Annotated in this window: 19 protein-coding genes; 8 read left to right on the forward strand and 11 right to left on the reverse strand. The window is 71.6% G+C overall.

The window, feature by feature from the left end; all coding sequences use genetic code 11:
- Window positions 1-67: 67 nt before the first annotated feature.
- From ACFZDE_RS19535 to ACFZDE_RS19555, 5 genes are all read right to left on the reverse strand, one after another.
- Complete coding sequence (locus tag ACFZDE_RS19535) at window positions 68-724, reverse strand: response regulator (protein ID WP_391201377.1); 657 nt, start codon at window positions 722-724, stop codon at window positions 68-70.
- 356 nt (window positions 725-1,080) lie between these two features.
- Complete coding sequence (locus ACFZDE_RS19540; protein WP_391201030.1) at window positions 1,081-2,313, reverse strand: histidine kinase; 1,233 nt, start codon at window positions 2,311-2,313, stop codon at window positions 1,081-1,083.
- Window positions 2,314-2,318: 5 nt separating this feature from the next.
- Window positions 2,319-4,523, reverse strand: a complete 2,205-nt coding sequence (locus ACFZDE_RS19545; RefSeq protein ID WP_391201032.1) for an MMPL family transporter — start codon at window positions 4,521-4,523, stop codon at window positions 2,319-2,321.
- Window positions 4,524-4,654: 131 nt separating this feature from the next.
- Window positions 4,655-6,583 carry a glycoside hydrolase family 97 catalytic domain-containing protein gene (locus ACFZDE_RS19550; RefSeq protein WP_391201035.1) on the reverse strand — a complete coding sequence of 643 codons (1,929 nt, stop codon included), beginning with the start codon at window positions 6,581-6,583 and terminating at the stop codon, window positions 4,655-4,657.
- A 190-nt stretch (window positions 6,584-6,773) separates the two neighbouring features.
- The gene (locus tag ACFZDE_RS19555; protein ID WP_391201037.1) at window positions 6,774-7,319 is read right to left on the reverse strand and encodes a hypothetical protein; all 546 of its coding nucleotides are present in this window, start codon (window positions 7,317-7,319) and stop codon (window positions 6,774-6,776) included.
- 125 nt (window positions 7,320-7,444) lie between these two features.
- Between ACFZDE_RS19555 and ACFZDE_RS19560 the strand changes: the two genes are divergently transcribed.
- Entirely contained in the window at window positions 7,445-8,788 is a 1,344-nt protein-coding gene (locus ACFZDE_RS19560; RefSeq protein WP_391201039.1) for a BTAD domain-containing putative transcriptional regulator, read from the forward strand.
- Between the two features lie 93 nt (window positions 8,789-8,881).
- Here ACFZDE_RS19560 and pip read toward each other — a convergent pair whose 3' ends face one another.
- On the reverse strand, window positions 8,882-9,844 hold the full coding sequence (gene pip, locus ACFZDE_RS19565) for a prolyl aminopeptidase (protein WP_391201042.1): 963 nt from the start codon (window positions 9,842-9,844) through the stop codon (window positions 8,882-8,884).
- 99 nt (window positions 9,845-9,943) lie between these two features.
- Here pip and ACFZDE_RS19570 point away from each other — a divergent pair, with 99 nt between their 5' ends.
- Entirely contained in the window at window positions 9,944-11,149 is a 1,206-nt protein-coding gene (locus ACFZDE_RS19570; RefSeq protein WP_391201044.1) for a helix-turn-helix domain-containing protein, read from the forward strand.
- A gap of 191 nt (window positions 11,150-11,340) precedes the next feature.
- On the forward strand, window positions 11,341-11,724 hold the full coding sequence (locus tag ACFZDE_RS19575) for an ATP-binding protein (RefSeq protein WP_391201046.1): 384 nt from the start codon (window positions 11,341-11,343) through the stop codon (window positions 11,722-11,724).
- 204 nt (window positions 11,725-11,928) lie between these two features.
- Here ACFZDE_RS19575 and ACFZDE_RS19580 read toward each other — a convergent pair whose 3' ends face one another.
- Window positions 11,929-12,804, reverse strand: a complete 876-nt coding sequence (locus tag ACFZDE_RS19580) for a LysR substrate-binding domain-containing protein (protein ID WP_391201049.1) — start codon at window positions 12,802-12,804, stop codon at window positions 11,929-11,931.
- 100 nt (window positions 12,805-12,904) lie between these two features.
- Here ACFZDE_RS19580 and ACFZDE_RS19585 point away from each other — a divergent pair, with 100 nt between their 5' ends.
- Entirely contained in the window at window positions 12,905-13,270 is a 366-nt protein-coding gene (locus tag ACFZDE_RS19585; protein ID WP_391201051.1) for a nuclear transport factor 2 family protein, read from the forward strand.
- 75 nt (window positions 13,271-13,345) lie between these two features.
- On the opposite strand, the gene ACFZDE_RS19590 is transcribed toward ACFZDE_RS19585, so the two are convergent.
- On the reverse strand, window positions 13,346-14,338 hold the full coding sequence (locus tag ACFZDE_RS19590; RefSeq protein WP_391201380.1) for a substrate-binding domain-containing protein: 993 nt from the start codon (window positions 14,336-14,338) through the stop codon (window positions 13,346-13,348).
- Window positions 14,339-14,606: 268 nt separating this feature from the next.
- Between ACFZDE_RS19590 and ACFZDE_RS19595 the strand changes: the two genes are divergently transcribed.
- Entirely contained in the window at window positions 14,607-16,661 is a 2,055-nt protein-coding gene (locus ACFZDE_RS19595; protein ID WP_391201054.1) for a glycoside hydrolase, read from the forward strand.
- 282 nt (window positions 16,662-16,943) lie between these two features.
- On the opposite strand, the gene ACFZDE_RS19600 is transcribed toward ACFZDE_RS19595, so the two are convergent.
- On the reverse strand, window positions 16,944-18,392 hold the full coding sequence (locus ACFZDE_RS19600; RefSeq protein ID WP_391201056.1) for a DEAD/DEAH box helicase: 1,449 nt from the start codon (window positions 18,390-18,392) through the stop codon (window positions 16,944-16,946).
- Window positions 18,393-18,546: 154 nt separating this feature from the next.
- Entirely contained in the window at window positions 18,547-18,750 is a 204-nt protein-coding gene (locus ACFZDE_RS19605) for a cold-shock protein (protein ID WP_003991681.1), read from the reverse strand.
- A 347-nt stretch (window positions 18,751-19,097) separates the two neighbouring features.
- On the opposite strand from ACFZDE_RS19605, the gene ACFZDE_RS19610 reads away from it, so the two are divergent.
- The 3 genes from ACFZDE_RS19610 to ACFZDE_RS19620 all read left to right on the forward strand — a co-directional run bounded on the left by ACFZDE_RS19610 (window position 19,098) and on the right by ACFZDE_RS19620 (window position 23,326).
- Window positions 19,098-21,305: an MMPL family transporter gene (locus ACFZDE_RS19610; protein WP_390998906.1), complete on the forward strand. Its 2,208-nt coding sequence runs from the start codon at window positions 19,098-19,100 to the stop codon at window positions 21,303-21,305.
- 108 nt (window positions 21,306-21,413) lie between these two features.
- Window positions 21,414-22,649 (forward strand): histidine kinase, encoded by a 1,236-nt coding sequence (locus ACFZDE_RS19615; protein ID WP_390998909.1) that lies wholly within the window; start codon window positions 21,414-21,416, stop codon window positions 22,647-22,649.
- Window positions 22,646-23,326 carry a response regulator gene (locus tag ACFZDE_RS19620; protein ID WP_390998911.1) on the forward strand — a complete coding sequence of 227 codons (681 nt, stop codon included), beginning with the start codon at window positions 22,646-22,648 and terminating at the stop codon, window positions 23,324-23,326. Before ACFZDE_RS19615 ends, ACFZDE_RS19620 begins: the two co-directional genes overlap by 4 nt.
- Window positions 23,327-23,456: 130 nt before the next feature.
- On the opposite strand, the gene ACFZDE_RS19625 is transcribed toward ACFZDE_RS19620, so the two are convergent.
- Window positions 23,457-23,777 carry a GYD domain-containing protein gene (locus ACFZDE_RS19625; RefSeq protein WP_391201058.1) on the reverse strand — a complete coding sequence of 107 codons (321 nt, stop codon included), beginning with the start codon at window positions 23,775-23,777 and terminating at the stop codon, window positions 23,457-23,459.
- Between the last annotated feature and the right edge of the window lie 432 nt (window positions 23,778-24,209).

Genomic DNA, 24,209 nt, shown 5'->3' on the forward strand with positions numbered 1-24,209 from the left:
AAACAATCAGCTTGGGGCTTGGGGCTTGGGGCTTGGCGCTTGGCGATCGGGGCTTCGGGCTTGAGGTTCACGGCCGCCGCAACAACCCCCGCTCCATCGCCACCACCACCGCCCTCGTACGGTCGTTGACGTCGAGCTTGGCGAACAGCCGGAGCAGATGCGTCTTCACGGTGGCCTCGGCGATGACGAGGCGGCGGCCGATCTCGGCGTTGGTGAGGCCGTCCGCGACCGCGTTGAGCACATCCGACTCGCGGGCTGTGAGCGGGACTTGGGCGGGCTGGCGCATCCGGGCGACGAGCCGCTCGGCGACCCGGGGAGCCAGCACGGTCTCGCCGCGGGCCGCCGAGCGGATCGCGTCGGCCAGTTGTTCACGGGTGGTGTCCTTCAGGAGGTAGCCGATCGCCCCGGCCTCCACCGCGCGCTCGATCTCGGCGTCGGTGTCGTAGGTGGTGAGGATCAGCACCCGGGTGTGGGGGAAGCGCGTCACGATCTCGGTCGTGGTGGCCACCCCGTCCAGTACGGGCATGCGCAGGTCGACCAGGGCGACGTCGGGCGCGTGCCGCTCGACGAGGTCCAGGGCCGCGCGGCCGTCGCCCGCCTCGCCGACGATCTCGATGCCGGACTCGGAGGCGAGCAGAGCCACGACTCCGGCCCGCATGACGGTGTGGTCGTCAACGACGACGACCCGCAACGCACCACCGCTCCTGTCCGCCCCGCCGGCCAGGCTCGCGCCGCCGGTGATGCCCGCGCCGCCGGTCAGGCCCGCAGCGCCGCTCCTGCCCGCTCCGCCGGTCGTGCCCGCTCCGCCGGGCAGGCCCGCGCCACCCGGCAGGCCCGCGCCGCCGCTCGTGCTCGCGCCGCCGCTCGTGCTCGCGCCGCCGGTCCTGTCCGTGCCGCCGGTGATGCCCGCAGCGCGGCTCCTGCCCCCGCCGCCGGTCGTGCCCGCTCCGCCGCTCCTGCTCGCGCCGCCGGTCAGGCCCGCGCCACCGGTCGTGCCCGTGCCGCCGGTGATGCCCGTAGCGCGGCCCCCGCCACCGCCCTCGGTCGCCCCCGCGCCGTTGGTCTGGCTCCCGCTGTCCGTCATGCCCGGTCCCCGTTCTCGTTGCCGGTCGTGCTGCTCGGGCCTGGCGTGTCCGTCTGCGGTATCAGCGCCAGCACCCGCGTCCCGTCCCCCACCGAACTCGTCACCGTCAGTTTCCCGCCCAGCTCCGCCAGGCGTTTGCGCATCCCGTCCAGGCCGAAGCCCGCCGACTCCTCCACCAGGAACCCCGCCCCGTCGTCGGTGATCTCCAGCTCCACCCCGTACGGCTGCCGGGCCAGGACCACACCCACCGTGGAGGCGCGGGCGTGCTTGCGTACGTTGGCCAGGGACTCCTGCGTGCAGCGCAGCAGCGCGATCCGGGTCTGCTGGTCGCACTCCAGGTCCTCCAGCTCCGCGTCGACGGTCAGGCCGGTGTCCTCGGCGAAACGGTCCAGGGTGCGGCGCAGGGTCCCGGCGACCGAACCGGCCACCGCCCGGCCCGGGCCCTGGACCGATCCGACCAGCTCCCGCGCCTCGGCGAGGTTCTCCCGGGCGGTGGACTCGATCGACCGCAACTGCTGGGCGCTGCGCGCCGGATCCACCTCCAGCCCCGCACGGGCCGCCTCGGCGAGCACGATGATCGAGGCGAAGCCCTGCGCGAGGGTGTCGTGGATGTCCCGGGCCATCCGCTCCCGCTCGTCCGCCGCCCCCTGACGCAGCTGCGCCTCGGACAACTCCGTCTGGGTCTCCTCCAACTCGCTGATCAGCCGGGCCCGTTCGGCGCTCTGCTCGACCACCGAGTGTGTCCACAGCCCGATCAGCACACCCACGGCGACGACGATCAGCGTCGAGACGAGGATCTCGGTGAAGAACTCCACCGTCCACCCGTCCTGCCGCGCCACGTTCCCGGCCAGGGTCGCGGCCGTGGCGAGCCCCAGGAACACCATCGAGGCCCGCGGCGTCCGCCCGAACATCCAGTAGTGCGGCAACGTCACCATGAACAGCGCCGCGTAGTTGCCACGCAGATACGCCAGCCCGCCCAACGCGACGACCAGCACCGAGAGATACACGTGCGGCCGTACGACGGGGTTGGCGGGAAAGCGGTACAGGATCGCGTAGCACAGCACCATCGCACCCAGCAGGGCGAGCGCCACGTACTTGCTCCCGCCGGACCGCTCCATGCCGACGAGCCCGACGGCCATCAGCGCGAACAGCAGCCAGCACACCGCGTTCCAGCGGCGCAGCGAGGTGGGCCAGAAGGCGTCGGCGGTGGACCCGGCGAGAGCGGTCATACCCCTCAACGTACGTCGGCCACCGCGCGGGAGGGCGCCCGGTCCCCGCGGGCGCCGAGCGCCCGCCGCACCGCACGCGAGGGCCACCAGCTCGCCTCGCCCAGCAGCAGCATCGCCGCCGGCAGGATCATCACCCGGACCACGAACGCGTCGATCAGCACGGCCGCCGCCAGGACGAATCCGATCTGCTTCATCTCGATGATGTGCAGGAAGACGAAACTGGCGAACACCGTCGTCATCACCACCGCCGCACTAGTCACCACGCTCGCCGAGGAACGGATGCCGTCCAGCACCGCCTGCCGCGTGGGCACGCCCGCGAGCGCCGCCTCCCTGATCCGGCTGACCACGAACACCTGGTAGTCCATCGACAGTCCGAAGAGGATCACGAGCAGGAACAGCGGCACCCGCGACCCGATCGACCCGGTGGAGTCGAAGTCCAGCAGCCCCTCGGCCCAGGTCCCCTGGAAGACCAGCACCAGCAGCCCGAGCGCCGCGGCGGCGGACAGCAGGTTCAGCACGACCCCGAGCAGCCCGAGCACCACCGAACGGAAGGCGTACACGGTCATCGCGAACGTCACCAGCAGCAACGCGCCCAGCACCAGCGGCAGTTTGCCGTTCTGGTGGGCGGGATAGTCGGCGTAGCGGGCGACGTCGCCGCTCACGCCGTACTCGGCGCCGCCGATCCGGCCGACGGTCGCGGGCAGGAAGTCGTCCCGGAGCCGGTCGAGGGAGTCGTGGGCCTCCTCGGAGTTGCCGAGGTAGGGCACCTTCAGCTCCAGGGTGCTGGTGCGGTCGTCGGCCGAGGTGCGCAGCCGCGACGCGCCGGTGAACAGCGGGTCGGCCTGTGCCCGCCCGGCCACCTTCCGCAGGGCGGCGACGACCTCCCCCGCTCGCGCGGCATCGGCGCGCACCACCACCTGATGCGTCACCCGCCGCTCGGGAAACGCCTCGTTGAGCCGGTCGTACACCCGCATCGCGGGGATCTCCCGGGAGTGGGTGTCCCGGCTCATCTCGGTGATCTTCAGTCCGGCCAGCGGTACGACGAGGGAGAGCAGGGCGAGCAGCGAGACGCACAGGGTGGCCAGGGGGTGCCGGGCGGCGGGCCGCAGCAGGGCGTCCCACACCCGGCCGCCGCCTCGCTCCCCGGGCGCCCGGCGGACCGGCTTGCCACGCTCGGCCTGCCGCCGCGCGCGGCGCTCCGCCCGCTGCCCGAGCTTCACGAGCAGCGCGGGCAGGGCCGTCAGCGAACTCGCCACCGCCACCAGTACGACCACGATCGTGCCGGTCGCGAGGGAGGAGAAGATCACGTCGGAGGCCAGGTACAGCGTCGACGTGGAGGCGACCACGGCCATCCCGGAGACCACGACCGCCCGGCCCGAGGTCGCCGCGGCCAGCTCCACCAGCGCCTCGGAGGACAACCGGCCGCCGGAGCGGGCCCGTTCCTCGCGCTCGCGCTTGAGATGGAAGAGCGTGTAGTCGACGCCGACCGCGAGGCCGATCATCAGGATGACGTTCGTGCCGACCCCGGCGTCGGGCGACACGTGGGAGACGACCATGGCCAGCCCGATCGCCGCCGCGATCGACGACAGCGCCAGCAGCAACGGCACCCCGGCCATGGTCACCGACCCGAACACCACCAGCAGCGTGAGCAGGGTGACGGGCAGGGTGATCGCCTCGGAGAGCGCCAGGTCGTCACTGCGCTGCTGGTCGACGCCCTTGCTGACGGAGGGACTTCCGGTCTCCTCCAGCAGCAGCCCGGGGTGGCCCTTCTGCACCGCCGCGGTCTGCGCCTGGAGCGTGTCGACCTTGTCCTTGGCGTCCCGCTCCTCGCCCTTCAGCGCCACCTCGACCATCAGGGTCCGGCGGTCCTTCGACAGCGACGGGTCGGCCACGCCCGCCACGTCGGGCAGTCGCCGCATCCGGTCGGTGAGATCCTCCGCGGCGGCCCGGGCGGCGTCCTGGTCGAGGGCGCCGCCCGAACGGGAGGAGATCAGCACCTGCTCGGCGGCCCTGCGCTCCAGATGGGCCTCGGCGGCGAGGGCCTCGGCACGCCCGGCCTCTCCGACCCGGTAGTCCGCCGTCGTCGCACTGTTCGTGCCGACGGCACCGCCGGCCCCCAGACACAGCACCACGAACACCAGCCAGCCGACGATCGCCTGCCAGGGGTGCCGCGCACTCCAGCGCGCCATGCGCACAGTCAATGAGTTCATGCCCAAAAGCGTTGCTGAACTGGGCAGTTGCCGGACAGAGGCACTCGGTTGAACCTGCCGTCCACCGACCGGCGGACCCGGCCCCAGGGGGTAACCCCCCACCCCCTGTCGGGGAAACCCCCCCAAGGGGCTCAGCCCGGCTTCAGTACGACCGCCTGTCCACCCGCCGGGGCCATCGCCATGTCGAGGCTGTCGTCACGTGTGACGGTCCTGGTGCTCACCACGACCGGGGTCTGGTACGGATTGGCGCCCGGGGTGCCGTCGGCGTAGACCGTCGCCGTGTAGGTGCCGCCGCCGAGGAAGGACAGCGGCAGGGACAGGGTCCTCGACGACTCGTTCGTCATCGCGCCGAGGTACCAGTCGGAGCCGCTGCGCCGGGCGACCGCGACGTACTCGCCGATCGAGCCGGCCAGGGTGCGACTCTCGTCCCAGGTGACCGGGACGGCGTTGAACCAGGGCAGGCCGGGCCAGTTGGCGGGGTTGCTGTACTTGGACGGCTTGTCGTACCAGAAGCAGAAGTTGAGGGGCTGGTAGTACACGGCGGCCATCGCCATCTGGTGGGCGTTGGTCGTCTTGTCGCGGGACTGGCCGTAGCAGATCGTGTAGTCCATCGGGCCGCCGATGTTGCGGGCGAAGGGCAGCGTCACGTTGTGGGTGGCGGTCGGGAACTGCTCGTTGCCGCGCACGCCCTCCAGGCTGATCCAGTTCGGGTACGTCCGCTCGTAGCCGAACGGCCGGACGTCGTCGTGCATGTCGATCAGCAGCTCGTACGCGGCGGCCGTCCTCGCCCAGCCGATGATCTGGTCGGTCATCGACTGGGTCCCGTCGTTGATGAACCCGAGCTTGATCCCCTGCACGCCCCAGCTCTTGTACAGGCCGAACAGGGAGTCCGCGTCGGTCAGCGCGAGCCGGTTGACGTAGAGGAAGACGCCGACGCCCTGGCTCGTGGCGTACGAGATGACCGACGGCAGGTCGATGGCGGCGATGGGCCGCGTGGCGTCCGGGGTGGTGAACTCCGGGCCGTACCAGCCGGCGTCGTACTCGATGTACTGCAGGCCCCGCGCCACGGCGAAGTCGACGCCCTGGAGGCCGGCGGCGGTGCTGAGTTCGCAGCGGAAGACCTTGCCGGGCTTGATCCAGGACGTGTCGGCCAGGGCGGCGGGCGGGGCGAGGTTGAGGACCAGTTCGGCGTTGTCGACGAGTTCGGAGTGACTGGAGCCGATCACCACGGCGCGCCACGGGGTGGCGAAGGGCGTGGTCACGGTCGTGGTGGTCTCCACCGGGCCGGTACCGCGAGCGGTGTGCTCCATCAGGAAGGCGGACAGGGCGTCGGTCTCGCCGGGCACCGAACCGAGCATCATCCGGGGGTAGTTCACCCGTGCCGACTCGCAGACGCAGGCGATGAGGCCGTCCGGCAGCGTGGCGGTCAGGGGCAGGTCGGTGAGGGGGCCGTTGTCGGTGCCCGCGGCGCCGCTGACCGGCACGGCACCCGGCGCGACCGGCTCGTAGGCGTCCTCGTCACGGGCGCTGTAGACGGTGGTGCCGTGGGGGAACACGAACGTCGTGAGCTCGTCCGCGATGGTGACGGTGCCCCGGTCGAGCAGGACGTAGCGCAGGGCGACGCCGGTCTTGTAGGCGCGGACCTCCACCCGGAACCGGATCCCGGTGGCCCGGTCCCTCAGATCCCAGCGCTGCTCCTGGTAGTGGTCGGTGACCGTCGCGTTGCGGCCGTAGACCGGGGTCCAGGTGGCGCGGTGAGTACGGTGCCGGTGCCCGACCGCTCTGACATCGTTGCCAAGAACCGTGCCGTCACCGAGCCGGAGCCCGAGCCCCGAGTCGCCGATCACCGTCCTGCCGCCACGGCGAACGGACCAGCGCAGGGCGCCACCGACGATCGCCAGGCTGACGGACGTACCGCCGAGCCGCGCGGTGAGGCTCTCCGGCCGATCACCCCCGACCGCGTGCGCCGGACCCCCGACGGCGACCGTTCCGGCCCCCGCGGCAGCCCCCTTGAGCACGGTCCGCCGGGACGTCGGCCACTGCTGTGCTGGACCACTCATCGCACGAACCCCTCTCACGCCGTATCCCGGCGGCAGTAAGCGTTTCAGTAAGCGTTTTCCACCGACAGCAAGTTGTACGGGGTGCGGCGAGAGGGGGTCAAGATGTCTGCGGCGAACTGTGCTTGTCCGGGGCCGGGCCGCGCGGGTAGGTCGTTGTCGACGCGCTCGACCGCGATGCGGGGCGGACGGCTCAGTCGATGCGGGCGCAGAGGTCGTCGGTGGTCGCGTGGGTGAGGGCTATGTTCTTGGAGCCGTCGGTGCCGATGTCCATCGTGTAGGCGCCGTCGATGATGTACAGGCCGCGTGGCAGATTGCCCGTCGCGAGGCCGACCAGCACCGGGCCGTGCACCGCCCAGAACTGCGAGCCGTCGTCGCGGTACTCGACGAGGGCCGAGCCGCTCGCGTCGGCGTCATGGGAAGCGCCGGTGTCGGTGTTCGTGACGCGTATGACGAGATCTCCCCGGTACGCCACCCACCGTGCCGTGCCGTCGGGGTGGGTGCTCAGCACGCGCTGCTCGACCTCGTCGACGACGGGCTCGCCGTGCACGGGGAAGTCGCACCGCACACCGGCGCCGACGTCCCACGGCGCGGAGGGCGCGGGCTCCCAGCCCTGGGCGTCCGACCGGGCATCGGCGGAAACCGGTTGCGGGGCAGCTGCGTTCGCGGCGGAGGCCGGGTGCGTGCCCAGGAGCGCGGCCGTAAGGGCCAGGGGGGCCAGGAGGGTTCGGTGGCGCATGGGTCTCCTCGAGGGATCGGTGGAACGACATGGAAGGTGCGCCGAAGGTTCTCCGTCGAGTCTGACCAAAGCCTCACCACGCCCCCGGCCGGGCGGCGACCGCACCGCTACGCTGCCGGGCAGTCATGGATTTTCAGCTGCTCGGTCCGTTCGCCGCCCGTCACGAGGGGCGGTCCGTGCTGCTCGGCAGCCGCCGTCAGGAGCGGTGCCTGCTGGCGGTCCTGCTGCTGCACGCCGGCCAGGCCGTTCCCACCGGCCGCCTCATCGACCTCCTTTGGGACGACGACCCGCCCGCCTCGGCCCGCGCCACCGTCCACACGTACGTCGGCCGGCTCCGCGCAGCGCTCCGGCCCTGCGGGGTGTCCGTCGAGACCCGGCACGACGGCTACGCCGTGGCACAGGGCCCGCACCGGATCGACGCCCAGGAGTTCACCCGGCTCGTCGGGCAGGCGGCCGACGCGCGTGACCCGGTGGAGCGGATCGGCCACTACGACCGTGCCCTCGCCCTCTGGCACGGCCCGCTGCTCGCGGACGTCGCCGACGACCGGCTGCGCGCACGCCTGGGCGGCCGGCTCGCCGAACTGCGGCTGTCGGCCGTGGAACAACGGGCATCCGCCCAGCTCGACATGGGTCTGCACGAGCGGGTCGTGGCGGACCTGGCCGCGCCGCTCCAGGAGCACCCGACCCGCGAACGCCTCGTCGCCGCCCGGATGACCGCCCTGCACCGCACGGGCCGCCGGGCCGAAGCGCTCCAGTTGTACGGGTACACCCGGGCGCTCCTCTCGGACGAACTCGGTGTCGAACCGGGCCGGGAACTGCGCGAGCTGCACGAGCGGATGCTGAGCGGCGACCCCCGGCTGGACCGGCCGCCCGGGCCCGTCTACGCGGTCCGGGTCGACGACCAGTGGCTGCCCTGGACCACGAGCGGGCACCCCGCACTGGAGTTCTGCAACACCTACGCCGGCTGGGGCGGGGAGCCGCGGCCCGGGTCGGAGTGGCTGCCCGGCTACGCCAGCCTCGCCGTATGGGCCGGGCACCTCGACCTGATCGAGGAGCGGCAGACCGCCCGGCTGCGCGAACAGGCCCTGCACCGGCCGGAGGAGGCCGCCGCCGCTCTCGACGAGGCCCGGCGGTTCCGCAGCGACCTGTACGCCTGCCTGACCGACCCGCAGGACGGCCGGGCCTTCAAGGCGGTCGCCCGTGTGGTGGAGGAGGCCGCGAGGGGCTCGGTCCTCACCCGGGGCGTGGACGGCCTGGCCCGCTGGCGCCCCTCCCCCTCGGCGGGCCTGCGACTGCCCCTCCACGCGGTGGCCCGCCCGGTGGGCGAACTGCTCACCGACCCCCGCCGCTTCACCGTCCGCACCTGCCCCGGCCCCGACTGCGGGTGGCTGTTCCTCGACGAGAGCGGGCGGCGGAGGTGGTGCAGCCTGAAGACGTGCGGGGCGGGGCGAACGCCGGGCGGCTGCTGACGGCTGACCGCGATCGGGCTCCGTATCTGCGTCTGGCAGGGCTTTTGCGTGGCTACGGCCTTATGTCTCCACGCCCCCGCTTCGGCGCGTCCCTCACACCCCCCGGAACCCATCCGTCGCCGCCAGTAGCGCCGCTGTCGTGGAGGTTCCCGACAGCCCGTGTCCCTCGTCGCCGATCAGGACGAGTTCCGCGTCGTGCCAGACCTGGGCCAGTTGCCACGCGATGTCCACGGGCCCGCTGATGTCCATCCGGCCGTGGATCATCACGCCCGGGATGCCGTTCAGCTTCCCGGCGTCGCGCAGCAGCGCACCGTCGTCCAGGAAGGCGGTGTGCCGCCAGTAGTGCGTGACGAGGCGGGCGAAGCGCATCCGGAAGAGCGGGTCGTCGTAGCGGGGGTCGGGCCGGTGGCCCGGGTCGGTGGAGACGTGCACGTCCTCCCATCGGCACCACTCCCGCGCGGCCCGCTCCCGTACCGCCGGATCGGGGTCGGCGAGCATCCGGGCGTAGGCGTCGACCAGGCTCCCGTCGCGCTCTGACTCCGGTACGGCGTCCCGGAACCGGGCCCACTCCTCGGGGAAGATCCGCCCCATGTCCCGGGTGACCCACTCCACCTCGCGCCGCGTGGTGCTGGTGACGCTGAACAACACCAGCTCGGACACCGACCCTGGGTGCCGCTCGGCGTAGGCCAGCGCGAGGGTCACGCCCCAGGAGCCGCCGAGGACCAGCCACTCCGCGATGCCGAGGTGCCGCCGCAACCGCTCGGCGTCGGCGATCAGATGGTGCGTGGTGTTGGCGGCGAGCGAGGTCCGCGGATCGGCGGCGTCGGGCGTGCTCCGCCCGCACCCGCGCTGGTCGAGGAGCACGATGCGGTACGCCGCCGGGTCGAACAGCCGCCGCCAGAACGGCCCCGCCCCCGACCCCGGACCGCCGTGCAGCACCAGGGCGGGCTTGCCGGCGGGGTTGCCACAGGCCTCCCAGTACACGCGGTTGCCGTCGCCGACGTCGAGCATGCCGTGCGCGTACGGCTCGATGCCGGCGGGGTAGAGCTCGGGCATGGGGGAGGTCCTCTCCGACTGCCTTGCAAGGCAGGGCAGTTGCTTGATCCGTCACAGCGTCGCCAGGTGCCCCACCCTAGGGCGGCGTACCGTGGCACCGTGGCAAACGAAGACCTGGGACGGACCCTGCGCCGCCTGCGCCGTCTGGCCTCTTTGACGCAGGAGGAACTCGCGGAACGCTCCGGCGTGTCCGTCGATGTGATCCGTCAACTGGAGCAAGGACGCAAGCACTCGGCACGCCTCCCTACGCTGCACGCGCTGGCCAATGGTCTGGGCGTGGAACTCACCACGCTCTTGGGCGACCCGCCCGCGGTCTCCGCCTCTGGTGAGAACGACGGGCCACGCTTCGTCGCCGTACGCCGTGCCATCATGCCCGTGCTCTGGGGGCCGGACCCGGAGCCGCCAGGGCCGGACTTCTCGCTGGAGCGGTTGCGTGAACAGATCGCGGACGGCTGGACGCAGTACCACGCGGCCGAGTTCGACACTGTGATGAAGGCGCTGCCCGACTTGATCTCGGATGCGCGTACCGTAACTTCGTCGACAAGGGACGAGGACCGCCGGGCCGGTTACGCCGCTCTCGGCAAGGCACTTCAGCTGGCCGGACACGTCGCCGTACGGATGGGCAAGACCGACCTCGCCCTGACGAGCCTGGAGCGAGCCATACAGGCCGCGGAACAGTCCTGCGAACCGCTGCTCGTGCCGATGATCGTCAACTCCACGGCGTGGACCTATCAGCGGCAGGGGCGCCTTGAGGACGCGCTGGGCATCGCGGTACGGGCCGCTGCCGACATCGCGGACGCCGAGACGGCCGACGGCCTGAAGGTGTGGGGAGCGCTGACCATGAGCGCCGCCACGTCAGCCGCCAGAAGCGGCGACTACGAGCGTGCGGCATCCATGATGGAGACGGCGGAGAAGGAAGCCGCGCGAGTCGTGAAGCTGCCCGACAGCGGCGACCACCGCATGGTCAGCGTCTTCAGCCCGTCGTCGGTCCGCATCGAGCGCGTCCGGCTGGCCGTCCAGTACGGCCGTCCTCACGACGCCCTGGCGCTGGCCAAGGGCATGCGCCTGAGCAAGGACACCCCACCGTCCTGGCGGACCTGGCTGCTTCTGGACGTGGCCAGGGCCCATACGGACACGGGGGACGCAGCCGGGGCGGTGAAGACCTTGGAGTCGCTGCGCCGAGTCGCGCCGACGTGGATGCAGCACCACACATTGGCCATGGCCATCGTGCGCGACTTGTGGGCGCTCCCCCACCATCCGCCGGGACTGCGCCCGTTGGCGGAGTTCCTGGGAATCGCCGAATAGCGTTAAAAAAGTGGGACGTTGCGCCCCTGTCAGCGTCATGGGTATGCCGCTTACATGACGGTCAGTGCCCCGGAGACCGCGCGAATCGGGCCCGGGGCTCGGCCGATCCGAGAGAGCAGACCGACATGCCGCACCCTGCGAAGCGCTCGCGTTCCACTGGCTGTCCCGGCTACAGCGAGACCCTTCCGCGCATGCCCGAGAGCGTCGGCACGGCCCGGCGCCTGGTACGCATCGCGCTGGCCGCCTGGAGTCTGGACGACCTTGCGGACGACGGCGTGCTGATCGTTTCCGAGTTGGTATCCAACGCTGTTCAGCACGCGCGCAGTCGTTCCATCCGAGTGGCGGTCAGTCGTCCCGAGATGGTGCGGGTGCGCATCGGCGTCGTCGACGAGTGCAGACGGTTACCGGAGGTGCGGGAGCCGCGTGAGGGAGCCGAGAACGGGCGTGGCCTGGCGCTTGTGGGTGCGCTGGCGAAGGACTGGGGACCGACCGGCTGCCGTGGGGCAAACGGGTGTGGGCGGAGCTGCACGGGGAGTTGCGCGGATGACCGGCACGAGGAGCCCCTGGGTCGGTGACTTGGTCCGTGACGAGGCCAATGACCGGCTCGGTGTCGTCACGGATGTCCTCGCCGGTGTGATCTGGGTGCTGCGCCCCGAGTGCGGACCCGGCCGGTGGACGTCACGGCAGCCGGAGCGACTGAGCATGGTGACGCCGAGAGCGGAGAGACGGCCGTAGGAGTCTGGGGGGAGTTCACCGTCGGCCGGCATGGACGTGCGGTGTCAGACGTTGAATGCCCGCTCGCAGTGCCTGAGCAACTCACGTACCGAAGGGCTCCGCCCACTCCGCCAGACCAGGGCGAGCAGCGCCGGTGTCTCGACGTCGTCGATGGTGCGGACTACGACCCGGTCGCTCCGGCCCGACGCCATCGACTCGCTGAGGACGGCCACGCCGAGCCCGCGGGCCGCGAGGTCCACGACGGCGTCCGCGGCCCCGGCCTGCAACGCGATCCGGGGCCGCAGATCCCGCGCGGCGCAGGCACCGTCGAAAACGGTACGCAGGCCGGTGCCTGGGGGCATGCACACGATCGGATGGGCGGCGACGTCCCGCAGCACCACCCGCCGCCTCGACGCCAGCGGGTGACCGTCCGGAACCACCACGACGAGCCGCTCGCTGATGATCGTCAGGGCCTCCAGCCCTTCGGGGACGGCAGCCGTCCCGACGAGGGCCACATCGAGCGTGCCGAGGCGCACCGCTTCGATGAGCCGGTCCGAGTTTTCCTCCAGCAGGGCGATCTCCACCCCCGGATGGGCCCGGTGGAACGCGGCGAGAGCGTCGAACAGGGGTGTGACGGTGCAGCCGATGACCATCCCGACCACGAGCCTGCCCCGGATCAGGCCGGTCACCTCACCCACCGCCTGTCCGACCGCCCCTGCCGCGGCGAGCGTCGCACGGGCGTGGTCGAGCGCCGCCCTGCCCGCGGCGGTGAGCGTCACGGTGCGTGCGGCCCGGTCGAAGAGCTCGGCTCCGAGCTCACGCTCCAACTGGCGGATCTGGGCGCTGACTCCGGACTGGCTGATGTGCACCCGCTCGGCGGCCCGGGTGAAGTTCCGCTCCTCGGCGACCGCGATGAAGTACTCCAGCTGCCTTAGTTCCATGACTTCAGATTCTAGTTTCGATCAGATCCATCTGTTGGACTTCTGATCACCGCACGGTGAGGCTGGAGGTACCGAGGAACACCGAGGTAAGGAGGACTCCGTGCCGGAGTACGAGAAGGCCATGCGCCCCGAGGACATCACCCGTCTGTTCGTCGAACGCTCAAACGCCGGTGACGCGGCCGGAGTCGCCGCGCTCTACGAGGAGAACGCGGTCCTCGCATACCCGCCCGGCCGGCGCACGGTGGGCCGCGAAGCGATCCGCGCGCTCTGGGAGAAGGTCCTGGCCGACCGCCCCCGCTTCGAGCCGGAAGCGCCGCTACCGACCCTGGTCAGCGGCGACATCGCCCTGACGTCGACCCCGCCCAAGGACGGGGCGGGTGCCCGCGCGCAGGTGGTCAGGCGCCAACCAGACGGAAGCTGGCTGCGCGTCCTCGACCAGCCCGAGTTCACCCCTCCCGCCGGATGAGGCCGAAGCGAACCGGCGCCTGACGAGCCTTAGCCGCGTCAACAACGCATCAGGTCAATACAGCTAGATCGTGGCCTAGCCCCGCCCCCGCCGCGCTCCCGTACTCGCCCGCCGCACCAACCGCGTGGGCACCAGCGTCGTCCCGTGTTCCGCCCCGTCCTCCCGCATCTTGCTGAGCACCCCCTCCACGCACAACCGCCCCACCTCCGCGAAGTCCTGGTGGATGGTGGTCAGGGGCGGGAGGAAGGACGCCGACTCGGGGATGTCGTCGAAGCCGATGACACTGACGTCGTCGGGGACGCGCAGGCCGCGTTCGTGCAGGGCCCGGAGCAGGCCGAGGGCCATCTGGTCGTTGGCCGTGAACACCGCCGTGCACTCGGGGTCGTCGGCCAGTTGGAGGCCCGCCCGGTAGCCGGACTCGGCCGACCAGTCGCCCCGGACCAGGGGCGGCGTCACCCGGCCCGCCTCGGTGAGGGTGGCGTACCAGGCGTTGGCACGGCGCTGGGCGGCGAAGGAGCCCTCCGGCCCGGCCAGGTGCCAGACCGTGTCGTGGCCGAGGTCCAGCAGGTGCCGTACGGCGTCCCGGGCGCCGCCCGCCTGGTCGGTGTCGACGACGGTGTAGCGGTCGCCGGCGTCGGAATCGGCCACGACGACCTGCACGCCGGGCGGGAGGGAGACCGTCGCAGCGTCGAGCAGGTGTATCTCCATGATGACGATGACGGCGTCCACGGCGAGCTCGCCCAGCCGGGAGAAGGCGCCGTTCACCTCGTCCTGGGTGGGGACGGCCACGGGCAGCAGCGTGACGGCGTACCCGTGCTCGGCGGCGGAGTTGGCGATGGCCTCCAGGGTGCGGATGTTGCCCATGGTGGACAGGGAGAAGGTGATCACGCCTAGGGTGCGGAACTCGCCCCGGCGCAGCGCCCGGGCCGCGCTGTTGGGGCGGTAGCCCAGCTCCCGCATGGCCGCCAGGACCTGTGCGCGGGTGTCCTCGGTGACGCCGGGGAACCCGTTCGAGACGCGGGAGACGGTCTGGGAGGAGACCCCGGCGAGCTGGGCGACGTCCGCCATGGACGCGCCCTGGCGGGGCCGGGCCGCACGCCGTCTCGTACGGCTCGCGCCTCCTGGCTGGATCTCGCCGTTCACGGTGCCACCTGCCCCTCGTTCCCCTCGCCGCGCACCTGGCGCAATTTTCGGTCCGGAACGAGTCCTTGACCCCTGAGATTCGGACAGTGTAGACATCCCGCCAGTGGATGTTTACGTAAACATTGCCTAGCAGAAAACAGCGGAAATCGTACGAGAAGGCGCCACACCGCACCAGAGCCCTGGAGTACTCGAGATGGCACACCGCACCCGCAAGAGAAGGCTCCTCGGGGCCATCGGCGTCACCGCCGTGGCGACCGGAACCCTCCTGGCCACCACCACCCTGCCCGCCGCGCACGCCGAACCGGCCCAGGCCGCGGCCGCCGGGGTCACCGTCCGGCCGGACCCCTCGTACTCGGGGGACAGGTTCGAGGGCTGGGGCACCAGCCTGGTCTGGTTCGCCAACGCCACCGGCGACTACCCGCCGGCGATCCGCGAGAAGCTCTACAAGCTCCTCTTCGGTGACGACGGCCTCAACCTGAACATCGCCCGCTACAACATCGGCGGCGGCAACGCCCCGGACGCCAAGGACTACCTGCGGGCCGGTGGCGCGGTCGAGGGCTGGTGGAAGGCCCCGGCCGGGACCACCCGCGAGGACGTCGACTGGTGGGACGCGGACGACCCCGCCGACTGGAACAAGAAGGCCGACAAGACGCAGCGCTGGTGGGTCGACCGCATCAAGAAGGACATCACCCACTGGGAGACCTTCAGCAACTCCCCGCCCTGGTTCATGACCGAGAGCGGCTACGTCTCCGGCAACTTCGACGCGGGCAAGGACCAGCTGAAGCCGGGGTCGGTCGACGACTTCGCCAAGTACCTGGTGGGCGCGACCGAGCGCCTGGAGAAGGCGCACGGCATCAAGGTCGACACCCTCGACCCGTTCAACGAACCCAACACCAACTACTGGGGTACGAAGCTGGGCGAGGACGGCGAGCCGACCGGCGGACGCCAGGAGGGCGCCCACATCGGCCCCGAACTCCAGCAGAAGGTGATCCGCGCCCTGGCCCCGGTCCTGAGGAAGTCCCGGTCGGACGCGGAGATATCCGCGATGGACGAGACCAACCCCGGCACGTTCGCCACGAACTGGAACTCCTACCCGCAGGAGGTCCGTGACCTCGTCGGCCAGATGAACGTCCACACCTACGGCACCGGCCAGCGCACCACCGTCCGCGACCTGGCCAAGGCGGCCGACAAGCCGCTGTGGATGAGCGAGGTCGAGGGCGACTGGGGCGACGGCCAGAGTTTCACGGACATGCGGCCCGGCCTGGGCCTGGCCCAGCGCATGGTGGACGACCTGCGTGAACTGGAGCCCAAGGCCTGGGTGTTCTGGCAGCCCGTCGAGGACTACGACAACATGAAGCCGGGCGGCGAGTCCGCCAAGGGCGGCAACTGGGGCGAGATCCAGCTCCCCTTCAGCTGCACCGCGAAGGACACCCTGAAGTCCTGCCCGATCTACACCAACACGAAGTTCGACACGGCCCGCAACTTCACCCACTACATCAAGCCCGGCGACCGGCTGATCAAGACGGACGACACGTCCAGCACCGCGGCGGTCTCCCGCAAGGGCGACGCGGCGACCGTCGTCCACGTCAACAGCACGGCCGGGGCGCGTGACGTCACCCTCGACCTCTCCAAGTTCGGCCGGGTCTCGTCCCGCGCCACCGTCACCCCGGTGGTGACCAGCGCCGACGGCAAGCTGGAGAAGCAGAAGCCGGTCCGTGTCAGCGGCAAGCAGGCCACGATCGCCGTGCCCGCCCAGTCGGTGACGTCCTTCCTGGTCAAGGGCGTCTCGGGGGTCGCGAAGGACGCGGCCGAGCTGCGCAAGGGCCACACCTACCGCCTGACCGGCGTCCAGAGCGGCAAGGACCTCACCATCGCCGGCAACGGCACCGGCCTGGTCATCAGGACCCCGAACACGACCGACCCCAGCGGGCAGCAGTGGCGGGTGGAGCAGATCCGCGGCGAGGACAACCGCAAGCGCTACGTCCTCACCGAGACCGGCACGGACAAGCGCCTGGCCATCCGTGACGGATCCCTGGTCGCCGAGCCCGACGAGGGCCGCCGCGACGCCGCCACGCAGTGGATCGCCTCCTCGACCGGGGACGGTTCATGGACGTTCGTCAACGCGGCGACCGGGCAGCTCCCGGATGTCGGCGGTCAGTCCACGAACGACGGCGCCTCCGTGGGCGTCTGGCAGCCGAACTCCGGATCCAACCAGCGGTGGAGGGTCACGGAGGTGGCGGGCGACTGATCCCGCGCCTCCCGCCCTCCATCCGGCGCGTCGTCCGGCCCTGAACACCGGACGACATGGATGACCCGCGTACACCCTCGACGCCCCCTGCACCACGGCCGCCCTCCGGCCGCGGCGCCGGGGGCGTCACATGTCAGGCTTCCGCGCACCCTGAGTGGCCTTGTGCCGATCAGCCCCACCGCCCGCAGCCCCGGCTCGTCCCGGGACAGCCGCAGCAGGCCCTCGAACGGGGAGAGCACGGTGCTGCGGCCGGCGCCGGGCGCGTTGGGCCCGGGGGCCGGTTCAGCGGCGGCGGCCCCGGGACGGCCTGCCGCGCCGTCCGTTGGAGGCGGAACCCGTGCGCGCCGGGGGCTTCTGGGCGGGCGGCGGGGTGAGGACGACGGGCACACCCGACGGCTCCCGCGCCCCGGTGATGCGGCTGAGGTCGTCCTCGTCCGAGCGGACCCGGGTGACCTGCGGGGTGATCCCGGCGTCGGACATCAGCCGGGTCATCTCGCGGCGCTGGTGCGGCAGGACCAGCGTGACGACGGTGCCGGACTCCCCAGCCCGCGCGGTACGGCCGCCGCGGTGCAGGTAGTCCTTGTGGTCGCCGGGCGGGTCGACGTTGACGACGAGGTCGAGATTGTCGACGTGGATGCCGCGGGCGGCGACGTTGGTGGCCACCAGCACCGAGACCTCGCCGTCCTTGAAACGGGCCAGGGTCCTGGTGCGCTGCGACTGGGACTTGCCGCCGTGCAGGGCCATGGCGCGCACACCGACGGCGAGCAGCTTCTTGGCCAGCCGGTCGGCGGCGTGCTTGGTGTCCAGGAACATGATCACGCGTCCGTCGCGGGCGGCGATCCGGGTCGTGGTGGCGTGCTTGTCGTCGTCCTCCACGTGCAGCAGGTGGTGCTCCATCGTGGTGACCGCGCCCGCGGACGGGTCGACGGAGTGCACCACCGGGTCGTGCAGGTAGGTGCGGACCAGGCGGTCGACGTTGCGGTCCAGGGTGGCGGAGAACAGCATCCGCTGCCCGCCGGGGCGCACCTGGTCGAGCAGGGCGGTGACCTGCGGCATGAAGCCCATGTCGGTCATCTGGTCGGCCTCGTCGAGGACGGTGATGTCGACCTGGTCCAGACGGCAGTCGCCTCGGTCTATGAGGTCCTTGAGCCGCCCGGGCGTCGCGACGACCACCTCGGCGCCGGTGCGCAGCGCGTTCGCCTGCCGGCCGATCGGCAGGCCGCCGACCACCGTGGCGATCCGCAGCCGCAGCGCCTGGGCGTACGGGGTGAGGGCGTGGGTGACCTGCTGGGCCAGCTCACGGGTCGGCGTGAGGACCAGGGCGAGCGGCTGGCGGGCCTCGGCGCGCCGTCCGTCGACACGGGCCAGCAGGGCGAGGCCGAAGGCGAGGGTCTTGCCGGAGCCGGTGCGGCCACGGCCGAGCACGTCCCGGCCGGCCAGGGAGTTCGGCAGAGTCGCCGCCTGGATCGGGAACGGGGCGGTCAGGCCTTCGGCGCGCAGTGCGGCCAGCATCCGCTCGGGCAGGTCGAGTGCGTCGAACGTCTCGACGGCCGGCAGTGCCGGGGTGACGGTGACCGGCGGGGCGAACTCCCGGCTGGGCGCGGGGCGGCGCCCGCCGCGGCCGCCGCCTGCGGGACGGGAGGCGGCGCCTGCGCCGCCCGGCTTACGGCCGCGGAAGCCGTTGCCGCGGGAGTGGGGGGAGCCGTTGCTCCTGCGAGCTGTGCGGTCCATGAAGGAACCTTCCTCGATGCGGCACGCGTCGAGGAATGCGCGACGGCAGAGCAAGAGCCGCGGGATTCGCAAGAGTTGAGCCGGATTGCGACAAAACGAGCCGAGGCCCGCACCGCGAGGGTGCGGGCCCCGGTTCAGGGCATACGCGTACGCGTCAGGCGGGAACGATGTTCTCGGCCTGCGGGCCCTTCTGGCCCTGCGTGACGTCGAAGGTGACCTTCTGGCCTTCCTGGAGCTCACGGAAGCCAGAGGTGGCGATGTTCGAGTAGTGGGCGAAGACGTCCGGGCCGCCACCCTCCTGCTCGATGAAGCCGAAGCCCTTTTCCGAGTTGAACCACTTCACGGTACCGGTAGCCATATGAATCTCCCTTGAGGGCAGTACTCAGGGCCCGCACCTTGCGGACCCGTAGTCGCCGAAATGATCACCCTAAGGAGATCCGAGAATCCTCGGAAACAAAAAAGAGTGCTCGTGTCGACAAAGGTCGAAAGAGCACTCGAAGTCTCTGGGAACCAAAACTGCAACGCCAGCCAAGGTAGCACAGGCGGCGTCGGACGGCTCGGGAATCTCGTACCCGGGGTGGAGCCGGGTGCCCCGCGTACTGCGTTTCGAGTACCGCAGAGTGTCGGCAGGCGCACGACGACGGGACCCCCCTTCCGCGGACAGTCTGGACGGACGTTCGACATCAGATGGGGAGACCTGCTGCCGTGGCTGAATTCCTGTATCGAGTGGGCCGTCTGGCCTTCCGGCGACGCTGGTACGTCGCCCTGGTCTGGGCGGCCGTCCTGGCCGCCGTGGGGCTGGGCTCCCTCAAGGCGCCGGGGGCCGTCGAGGAGGAGTTCTCGATGCCCGGCATCGAGTCCCAGAAGGCGTTCGACCTGATGGAGGAGCGCTTCCCCGGGGCCACCGCCGACAGCGCGACGGCCAGGGTCGTCTTCATCGCGCCGGGCGGCGAGAAGGTCACCGCGGCGGGTAACAAACAGGCCATCGAGAAGGCCGTGGCCGGACTCGGCGACGGCACGCAGGTCGCGAGCGCCGTCGACCCGTTCCAGGCGAAAACGGTCAGCCAGGACGGCACGACGGCCTTCGCGACTGTCACCTACAAGGTCGGCTCGCACGACCTCACCGACGCCAGCCGCGACCACCTGGAACGGGCCATCGACGAGGCCCGGGACTCCGGGCTGACCGTCGAGGCGGGCGGCACCGCGCTGAGCCAGGAGGGCGGACCGGGCGGCGCTGCCGAGGTGATCGGCGTCGCCATCGCCGCCGTCGTGCTCCTGATCACCTTCGGCTCGCTGGCCGCCGCCGGACTGCCCCTGCTGACGGCCGTGGTCGGTATCGGCGTGAGCATGGCCACGATCCTCGCGTTGTCCAGTGCCCTCGGCCTGTCCACGACCACCGGCACCCTGGCGATGATGCTGGGCCTGGCCGTCGGTATCGACTACGCCCTGTTCGTCGTCTCCCGCTACCGGGAGGAGCGCGCCCGGGGCCGCACGCCGCAGGAGTCGACGGCGCTGGCCGTCGGCACGGCAGGCTCCGCGGTGGTGTTCGCCGGGCTCACCGTGGTGATCGCGCTGGCGGGGCTGGCCGTGGTCGGCATCCCGATGCTCACCAAGATGGGGCTGGCCGCGGCGGGCGCGGTCGTCGTCGCCGTACTGGTCGCCCTCACCCTCGTCCCGGCGCTCCTGGGCTTCTGGCCGAACGCCGTGCTCAGCCGGCGGGCCCGCAGGAGCGGCCGGATCGAGGAGGGCACCGGGACGAACGCCGGCACCCGCTGGGCGCGGTTCGTGCTGCGCCGCCCCCTGCCCGTCCTGCTGCTCGGCGTCGTCGGTCTCGGTGCCCTCGCCCTGCCCGCCGCCGACCTCCAGCTGGGCATGCCCGGGGACGAGGCCAAGCCGACCTCCACGACCGAGCGCCGGGCCTACGACGCGCTCGCCGAGGGCTTCGGGCCGGGCTTCAACGGGCCGCTGACCGTCGTCGTGGACGCCAAGGGCGCCGCCGACCCGAAGGCCGCCGCCGACCGGGTCGCGCAGGAGATCGGCGGCACCGAGGGCGTCGTGTCCGTCTCCCCGGCCCGCTTCAACGACGCCGGTGACACCGCGGTCTTCTCCGCGGTGCCCGCCACCGCGCCGACCGACGAGAAGACCAAGGACCTGGTCACCACCATCCGGGACGAGCGCCCCGGCATCGAGTCCGGCACCGGCGCGAGCTACGAGGTCACCGGCACCACCGCGATGAACATCGACATCGCCGAGAAGGTCCAGGCGGCGCTGATCCCCTACCTGGTCGTCGTGGTGGGTCTGGCGATCGTGCTGCTGCTGGTGGTCTTCCGGTCCCTGCTCGTCCCGCTCAAGGCGGCGCTCGGCTTCCTGCTGTCGGTGCTGGCCTCCCTCGGCGCGGTCGTCGTGGTCTTCCAGCAGGGCCACGGCGCCGAACTCCTCGGCGTGGAGCAGACCGGCCCGATCATGAGCCTGATGCCGATCTTCCTGGTGGGCATCGTCTTCGGCCTGGCGATGGACTACGAGGTGTTCCTGGTCTCCCGGATGCGGGAGGCGTACGTCCACGGCGAGCCGGCCGCCGGTGCGGTGACGTCCGGCTTCCGGCACAGCGCGCGGGTGGTGGTGGCCGCGGCCCTGATCATGATCGCGGTGTTCGCCGGGTTCATCGGTGAGAGCGACTCCATGATCAAGATGATCGGCTTCGGGCTGGCCGCCGCCGTCCTGCTCGACGCGTTCGTGGTGCGGATGGCGATCGTGCCGGCCGTCCTCGCCCTGCTCGGCGACAAGGCCTGGTGGCTGCCGAAGTGGCTGGACCGGGCGCTGCCCCGGGTCGACGTCGAGGGCGAGGCCCTGTCCCGTCCGGAGCGGGAACCGGCCCAGGACGCGGCCCCCGACCTGGAGCCCGCGCGCACCTGAGGAAGCCGCAGCGCAGGGCCGCCCGTGGCGAAGGACACGGGCGGCCTCCCGGGCGTTCTGGCCCGAAGTCGACCACGATGGTCCCAGTCCCACCGACCGGAGAGCCCGATGAGCATCCCCCTGGAGCGTCGCTACGCGGATCGCGTCGAGGAATTCGCCGAGCAGCACCCCTTCCTCATCGACCTGGCGATGATCTCGGCACTGATGGCCTGCGCGGCCTTCGGCATCTCGCTCACCCTGCCCGGCGCCGACCCGCCCGACCAGGACCCGACCGGAGTGATCCTCATGGGCGTGGCCTGCCTCGCGCTGCTCAAGCACCGGGCCTTCCCACGCACCGTCGTCGTGATCACCATGGGCTGCACCGTGACAGTGGTGATGATGGGCTACCTGCTCACGCCCCTGCTGCTGGCACCGATCATGGCGGCGCTGTACTGGCTCGCCATCCTCACCGACCGCGCGACCACCCGCGTCTACGGCCTCGCCACCATGGTCGCGGTGATCGTCGCGGCCGTGTTCTCCGCGTCCATGGACCACATCTCGCTGCTGCTGCGCACGATCGGCCCGTTCTTCTGGCTGATGCTGCCGCTGGCCGCCGGGAACATGACTCGGCTGCGGCGCGCCTACCTCCAGGCCGTGCAGGCCCGGGCCGAGCACGCCGAGCGCACCCGCGAGGAAGAGGCCCGGCTGCGCGTCACCGAGGAGCGGATGCGCATCGCCCGGGAGCTGCACGACGTCGTCGCCCACCACATGGCCCTGGCCAACGCCCAGGCCGGCACCGCGGCGCACCTCGCCCTCACCCGCCCCGAGGAGTCCCGGAGGATCCTCGACGACCTGACCGGCACCACCTCCTCGGCGCTGCGGGAGCTGAAGGCCGCGCTGGGCCTGCTCCGCCAGGACGGCGAGCTGCCCGGCGCCGAGTCGCTGGAGCCCTCCCCGGGCCTGTCCCGCCTGCCCGAGCTGGTCTCGGCGTGCGAGTCGGGGGGCCTGGAGGTCACCGTCACCACCGAGGGGCAGCCGCAGCCGCTGTCGCCGGGCGTCGACCTGACCGCGTACCGGATCGTGCAGGAGGCGCTCACCAACGTCACCAAGCACGCCACGGCCGAGGCCGCCCACGTGCTCCTCGCCTACACCGGGTCCCGGCTGCTGATCACGGTCACCAACGACGGCCCCAGCAAGCCGGAGGCCGCCCGGGGACGCGGCTTCGGCGTGATGGGCATGCGCGAACGCGCCCTGTCCATCGGCGGCGAACTGTGCGCGGGCCCCCGCCCCCAGGGCGGCTTCGAGGTCACCACCGCGCTCCCCCTGCAACCCGCCCTCCACCTCGCGGAAGGAACCACCGCATGAGCATCAGGGTGCTGCTCGCCGACGACCAGGCCCTGCTGCGGGCCACCTTCCGCATCCTCATCGACTCGTGCGCGGACATGGAGGTGGTCGCCGAGGCCTCCGACGGCGCCGAGGCGGTCGCCCTGACCCGCAGGCTCCGCCCCGACATCGTCCTGATGGACATCCGCATGCCCGGCACCGACGGCCTGACCGCCACCTCCGAGCTGTGCGCGGATCCCGCACTGTCCGCCACCCGCGTCCTGATCCTGACCACGTTCGAGACGGAGGACTACGTCGCCCAGGCCCTGCGCGCCGGGGCCAGCGGCTTCCTCGGCAAGGACGTCACCGCCGACACCCTGCTGTCCGGGCTGCGCACGGTGGCCTCCGGCGAGGCTCTCCTGTCGCCCGTCGCCACCCGCTCCCTCATCACCCGCTTCCTGATGGCACCCGCCTCCGACGCCTCGCTCGCGCCACCGGAGCGTCTCGCCGATCTCACGGGCCGCGAGCGCGAGGTGATGGCGCTGGCCGCGGAGGGCAGGTCCAACGCGGAGATCGCCGAGGACCTCACACTGAGCCCGCTGACCGTGCGCACGCACATCCACCGGGCCATGACCAAACTGCACGCCCGCGACCGCGCCCAGCTGGTCGTCATCGCCTACCAGACGGGACTGGTGCGGGCCACACCGCCGGTGACGTGAGCGGACTGGTCTACGGCCTGCCGTAGGCCGCCACCATGATCTTCTCGGCGGTGCGGTTCATGTCCGGGCCCTTGGCGTCGGTGGAGTTGACGCTGTAGACGAGGGTGAAACGGTAGCGGGGGCGGGAGGTTCAGGCGCCGGGTGCGCGGAAGGGGACCTGGCGGCGGGCGGCCTCGTCGATCTCGTCGTCGGTGAGCAGGGGGGTGGCCCGGGTCTGCACGGCGCCGCTGGCCTTGACGGTGAGGGCGGCGGCGGCCATGGAGACGCTGTCGGGGAAGTCGACGATCACGACGAGGTCGTCCGCCCCGAAGGCGTAGTACATGGCCTCGACCCGCCCGCCGAGCCCGGCGACGGTCTGCTCGACGGCGGATCGCCGGCCACTCGCGCCCTCCCTGAGCAGCCCGCGGGCGCCGTCGGCGGTGTAGGAGGCCTGGATGAGGAATTTGGGCATGCGGCAGGCCTTCCCGAGACGGCCCGGGCGGTCACCCGGACCGGGCCGCGTTCACTCTTTGGCACGCGCGCCCGATCGAGGGTTTCGTCCTTCCCGGAACGTGTGAACGATCAGCCGCTGTTGACGTGCGATAGGATTCTTTACCGAGCTCTTACGCTCGGTTGAGCGATGCCGTGCACAGTCGTACGGCCGCTCGGTTCGTCGAAACAGTGGCCGCCCGGTTTCCGGGCCGGCGTGAGGGGGGCGTGACATGGGGCGAGTAGTGCCTGTCCGCGTTCACAACGCCGCCCGTGACGGCGTCCCTGATACCGACCGCGCCGCCTGAGCGGTCTCCTCTCCGTCCGACGCGTGACACCTGACGCCTGACCCCCGCTGTCCGGGGCACGGCGCACCGTCCGCGTCCCCCGGCCGACCACGGCCGCGGCGGAGCAC

Source organism: Streptomyces sp. NPDC007929 (genome assembly GCF_042959065.1).
In the GTDB taxonomy this organism is placed as follows: Bacteria; Actinomycetota; Actinomycetes; order Streptomycetales; family Streptomycetaceae; genus Streptomyces.

What these genes read in the sequence shown, in the direction of transcription:
- ACFZDE_RS19540 (WP_391201030.1), bottom strand. Translation starts at nt 2,313, where the DNA reads ATGACCGCTCTCGCCGGGTCCACCGCCGACGCCTTCTGGCCCACCTCG.
- ACFZDE_RS19545 (WP_391201032.1), bottom strand. Translation starts at nt 4,523, where the DNA reads ATGAACTCATTGACTGTGCGCATGGCGCGCTGGAGTGCGCGGCACCCC.
- ACFZDE_RS19550 (WP_391201035.1), bottom strand. Translation starts at nt 6,583, where the DNA reads ATGAGTGGTCCAGCACAGCAGTGGCCGACGTCCCGGCGGACCGTGCTC.
- ACFZDE_RS19555 (WP_391201037.1), bottom strand. Translation starts at nt 7,319, where the DNA reads ATGCGCCACCGAACCCTCCTGGCCCCCCTGGCCCTTACGGCCGCGCTC.
- ACFZDE_RS19560 (WP_391201039.1), top strand. Translation starts at nt 7,445, where the DNA reads ATGGATTTTCAGCTGCTCGGTCCGTTCGCCGCCCGTCACGAGGGGCGG.
- pip (WP_391201042.1), bottom strand. Translation starts at nt 9,844, where the DNA reads ATGCCCGAGCTCTACCCCGCCGGCATCGAGCCGTACGCGCACGGCATG.
- ACFZDE_RS19575 (WP_391201046.1), top strand. Translation starts at nt 11,341, where the DNA reads ATGCCCGAGAGCGTCGGCACGGCCCGGCGCCTGGTACGCATCGCGCTG.
- ACFZDE_RS19580 (WP_391201049.1), bottom strand. Translation starts at nt 12,804, where the DNA reads ATGGAACTAAGGCAGCTGGAGTACTTCATCGCGGTCGCCGAGGAGCGG.
- ACFZDE_RS19590 (WP_391201380.1), bottom strand. Translation starts at nt 14,338, where the DNA reads ATGGCGGACGTCGCCCAGCTCGCCGGGGTCTCCTCCCAGACCGTCTCC.
- ACFZDE_RS19595 (WP_391201054.1), top strand. Translation starts at nt 14,607, where the DNA reads ATGGCACACCGCACCCGCAAGAGAAGGCTCCTCGGGGCCATCGGCGTC.
- ACFZDE_RS19600 (WP_391201056.1), bottom strand. Translation starts at nt 18,392, where the DNA reads ATGGACCGCACAGCTCGCAGGAGCAACGGCTCCCCCCACTCCCGCGGC.
- ACFZDE_RS19605 (WP_003991681.1), bottom strand. Translation starts at nt 18,750, where the DNA reads ATGGCTACCGGTACCGTGAAGTGGTTCAACTCGGAAAAGGGCTTCGGC.
- ACFZDE_RS19615 (WP_390998909.1), top strand. Translation starts at nt 21,414, where the DNA reads ATGAGCATCCCCCTGGAGCGTCGCTACGCGGATCGCGTCGAGGAATTC.
- ACFZDE_RS19620 (WP_390998911.1), top strand. Translation starts at nt 22,646, where the DNA reads ATGAGCATCAGGGTGCTGCTCGCCGACGACCAGGCCCTGCTGCGGGCC.
- ACFZDE_RS19625 (WP_391201058.1), bottom strand. Translation starts at nt 23,777, where the DNA reads ATGCCCAAATTCCTCATCCAGGCCTCCTACACCGCCGACGGCGCCCGC.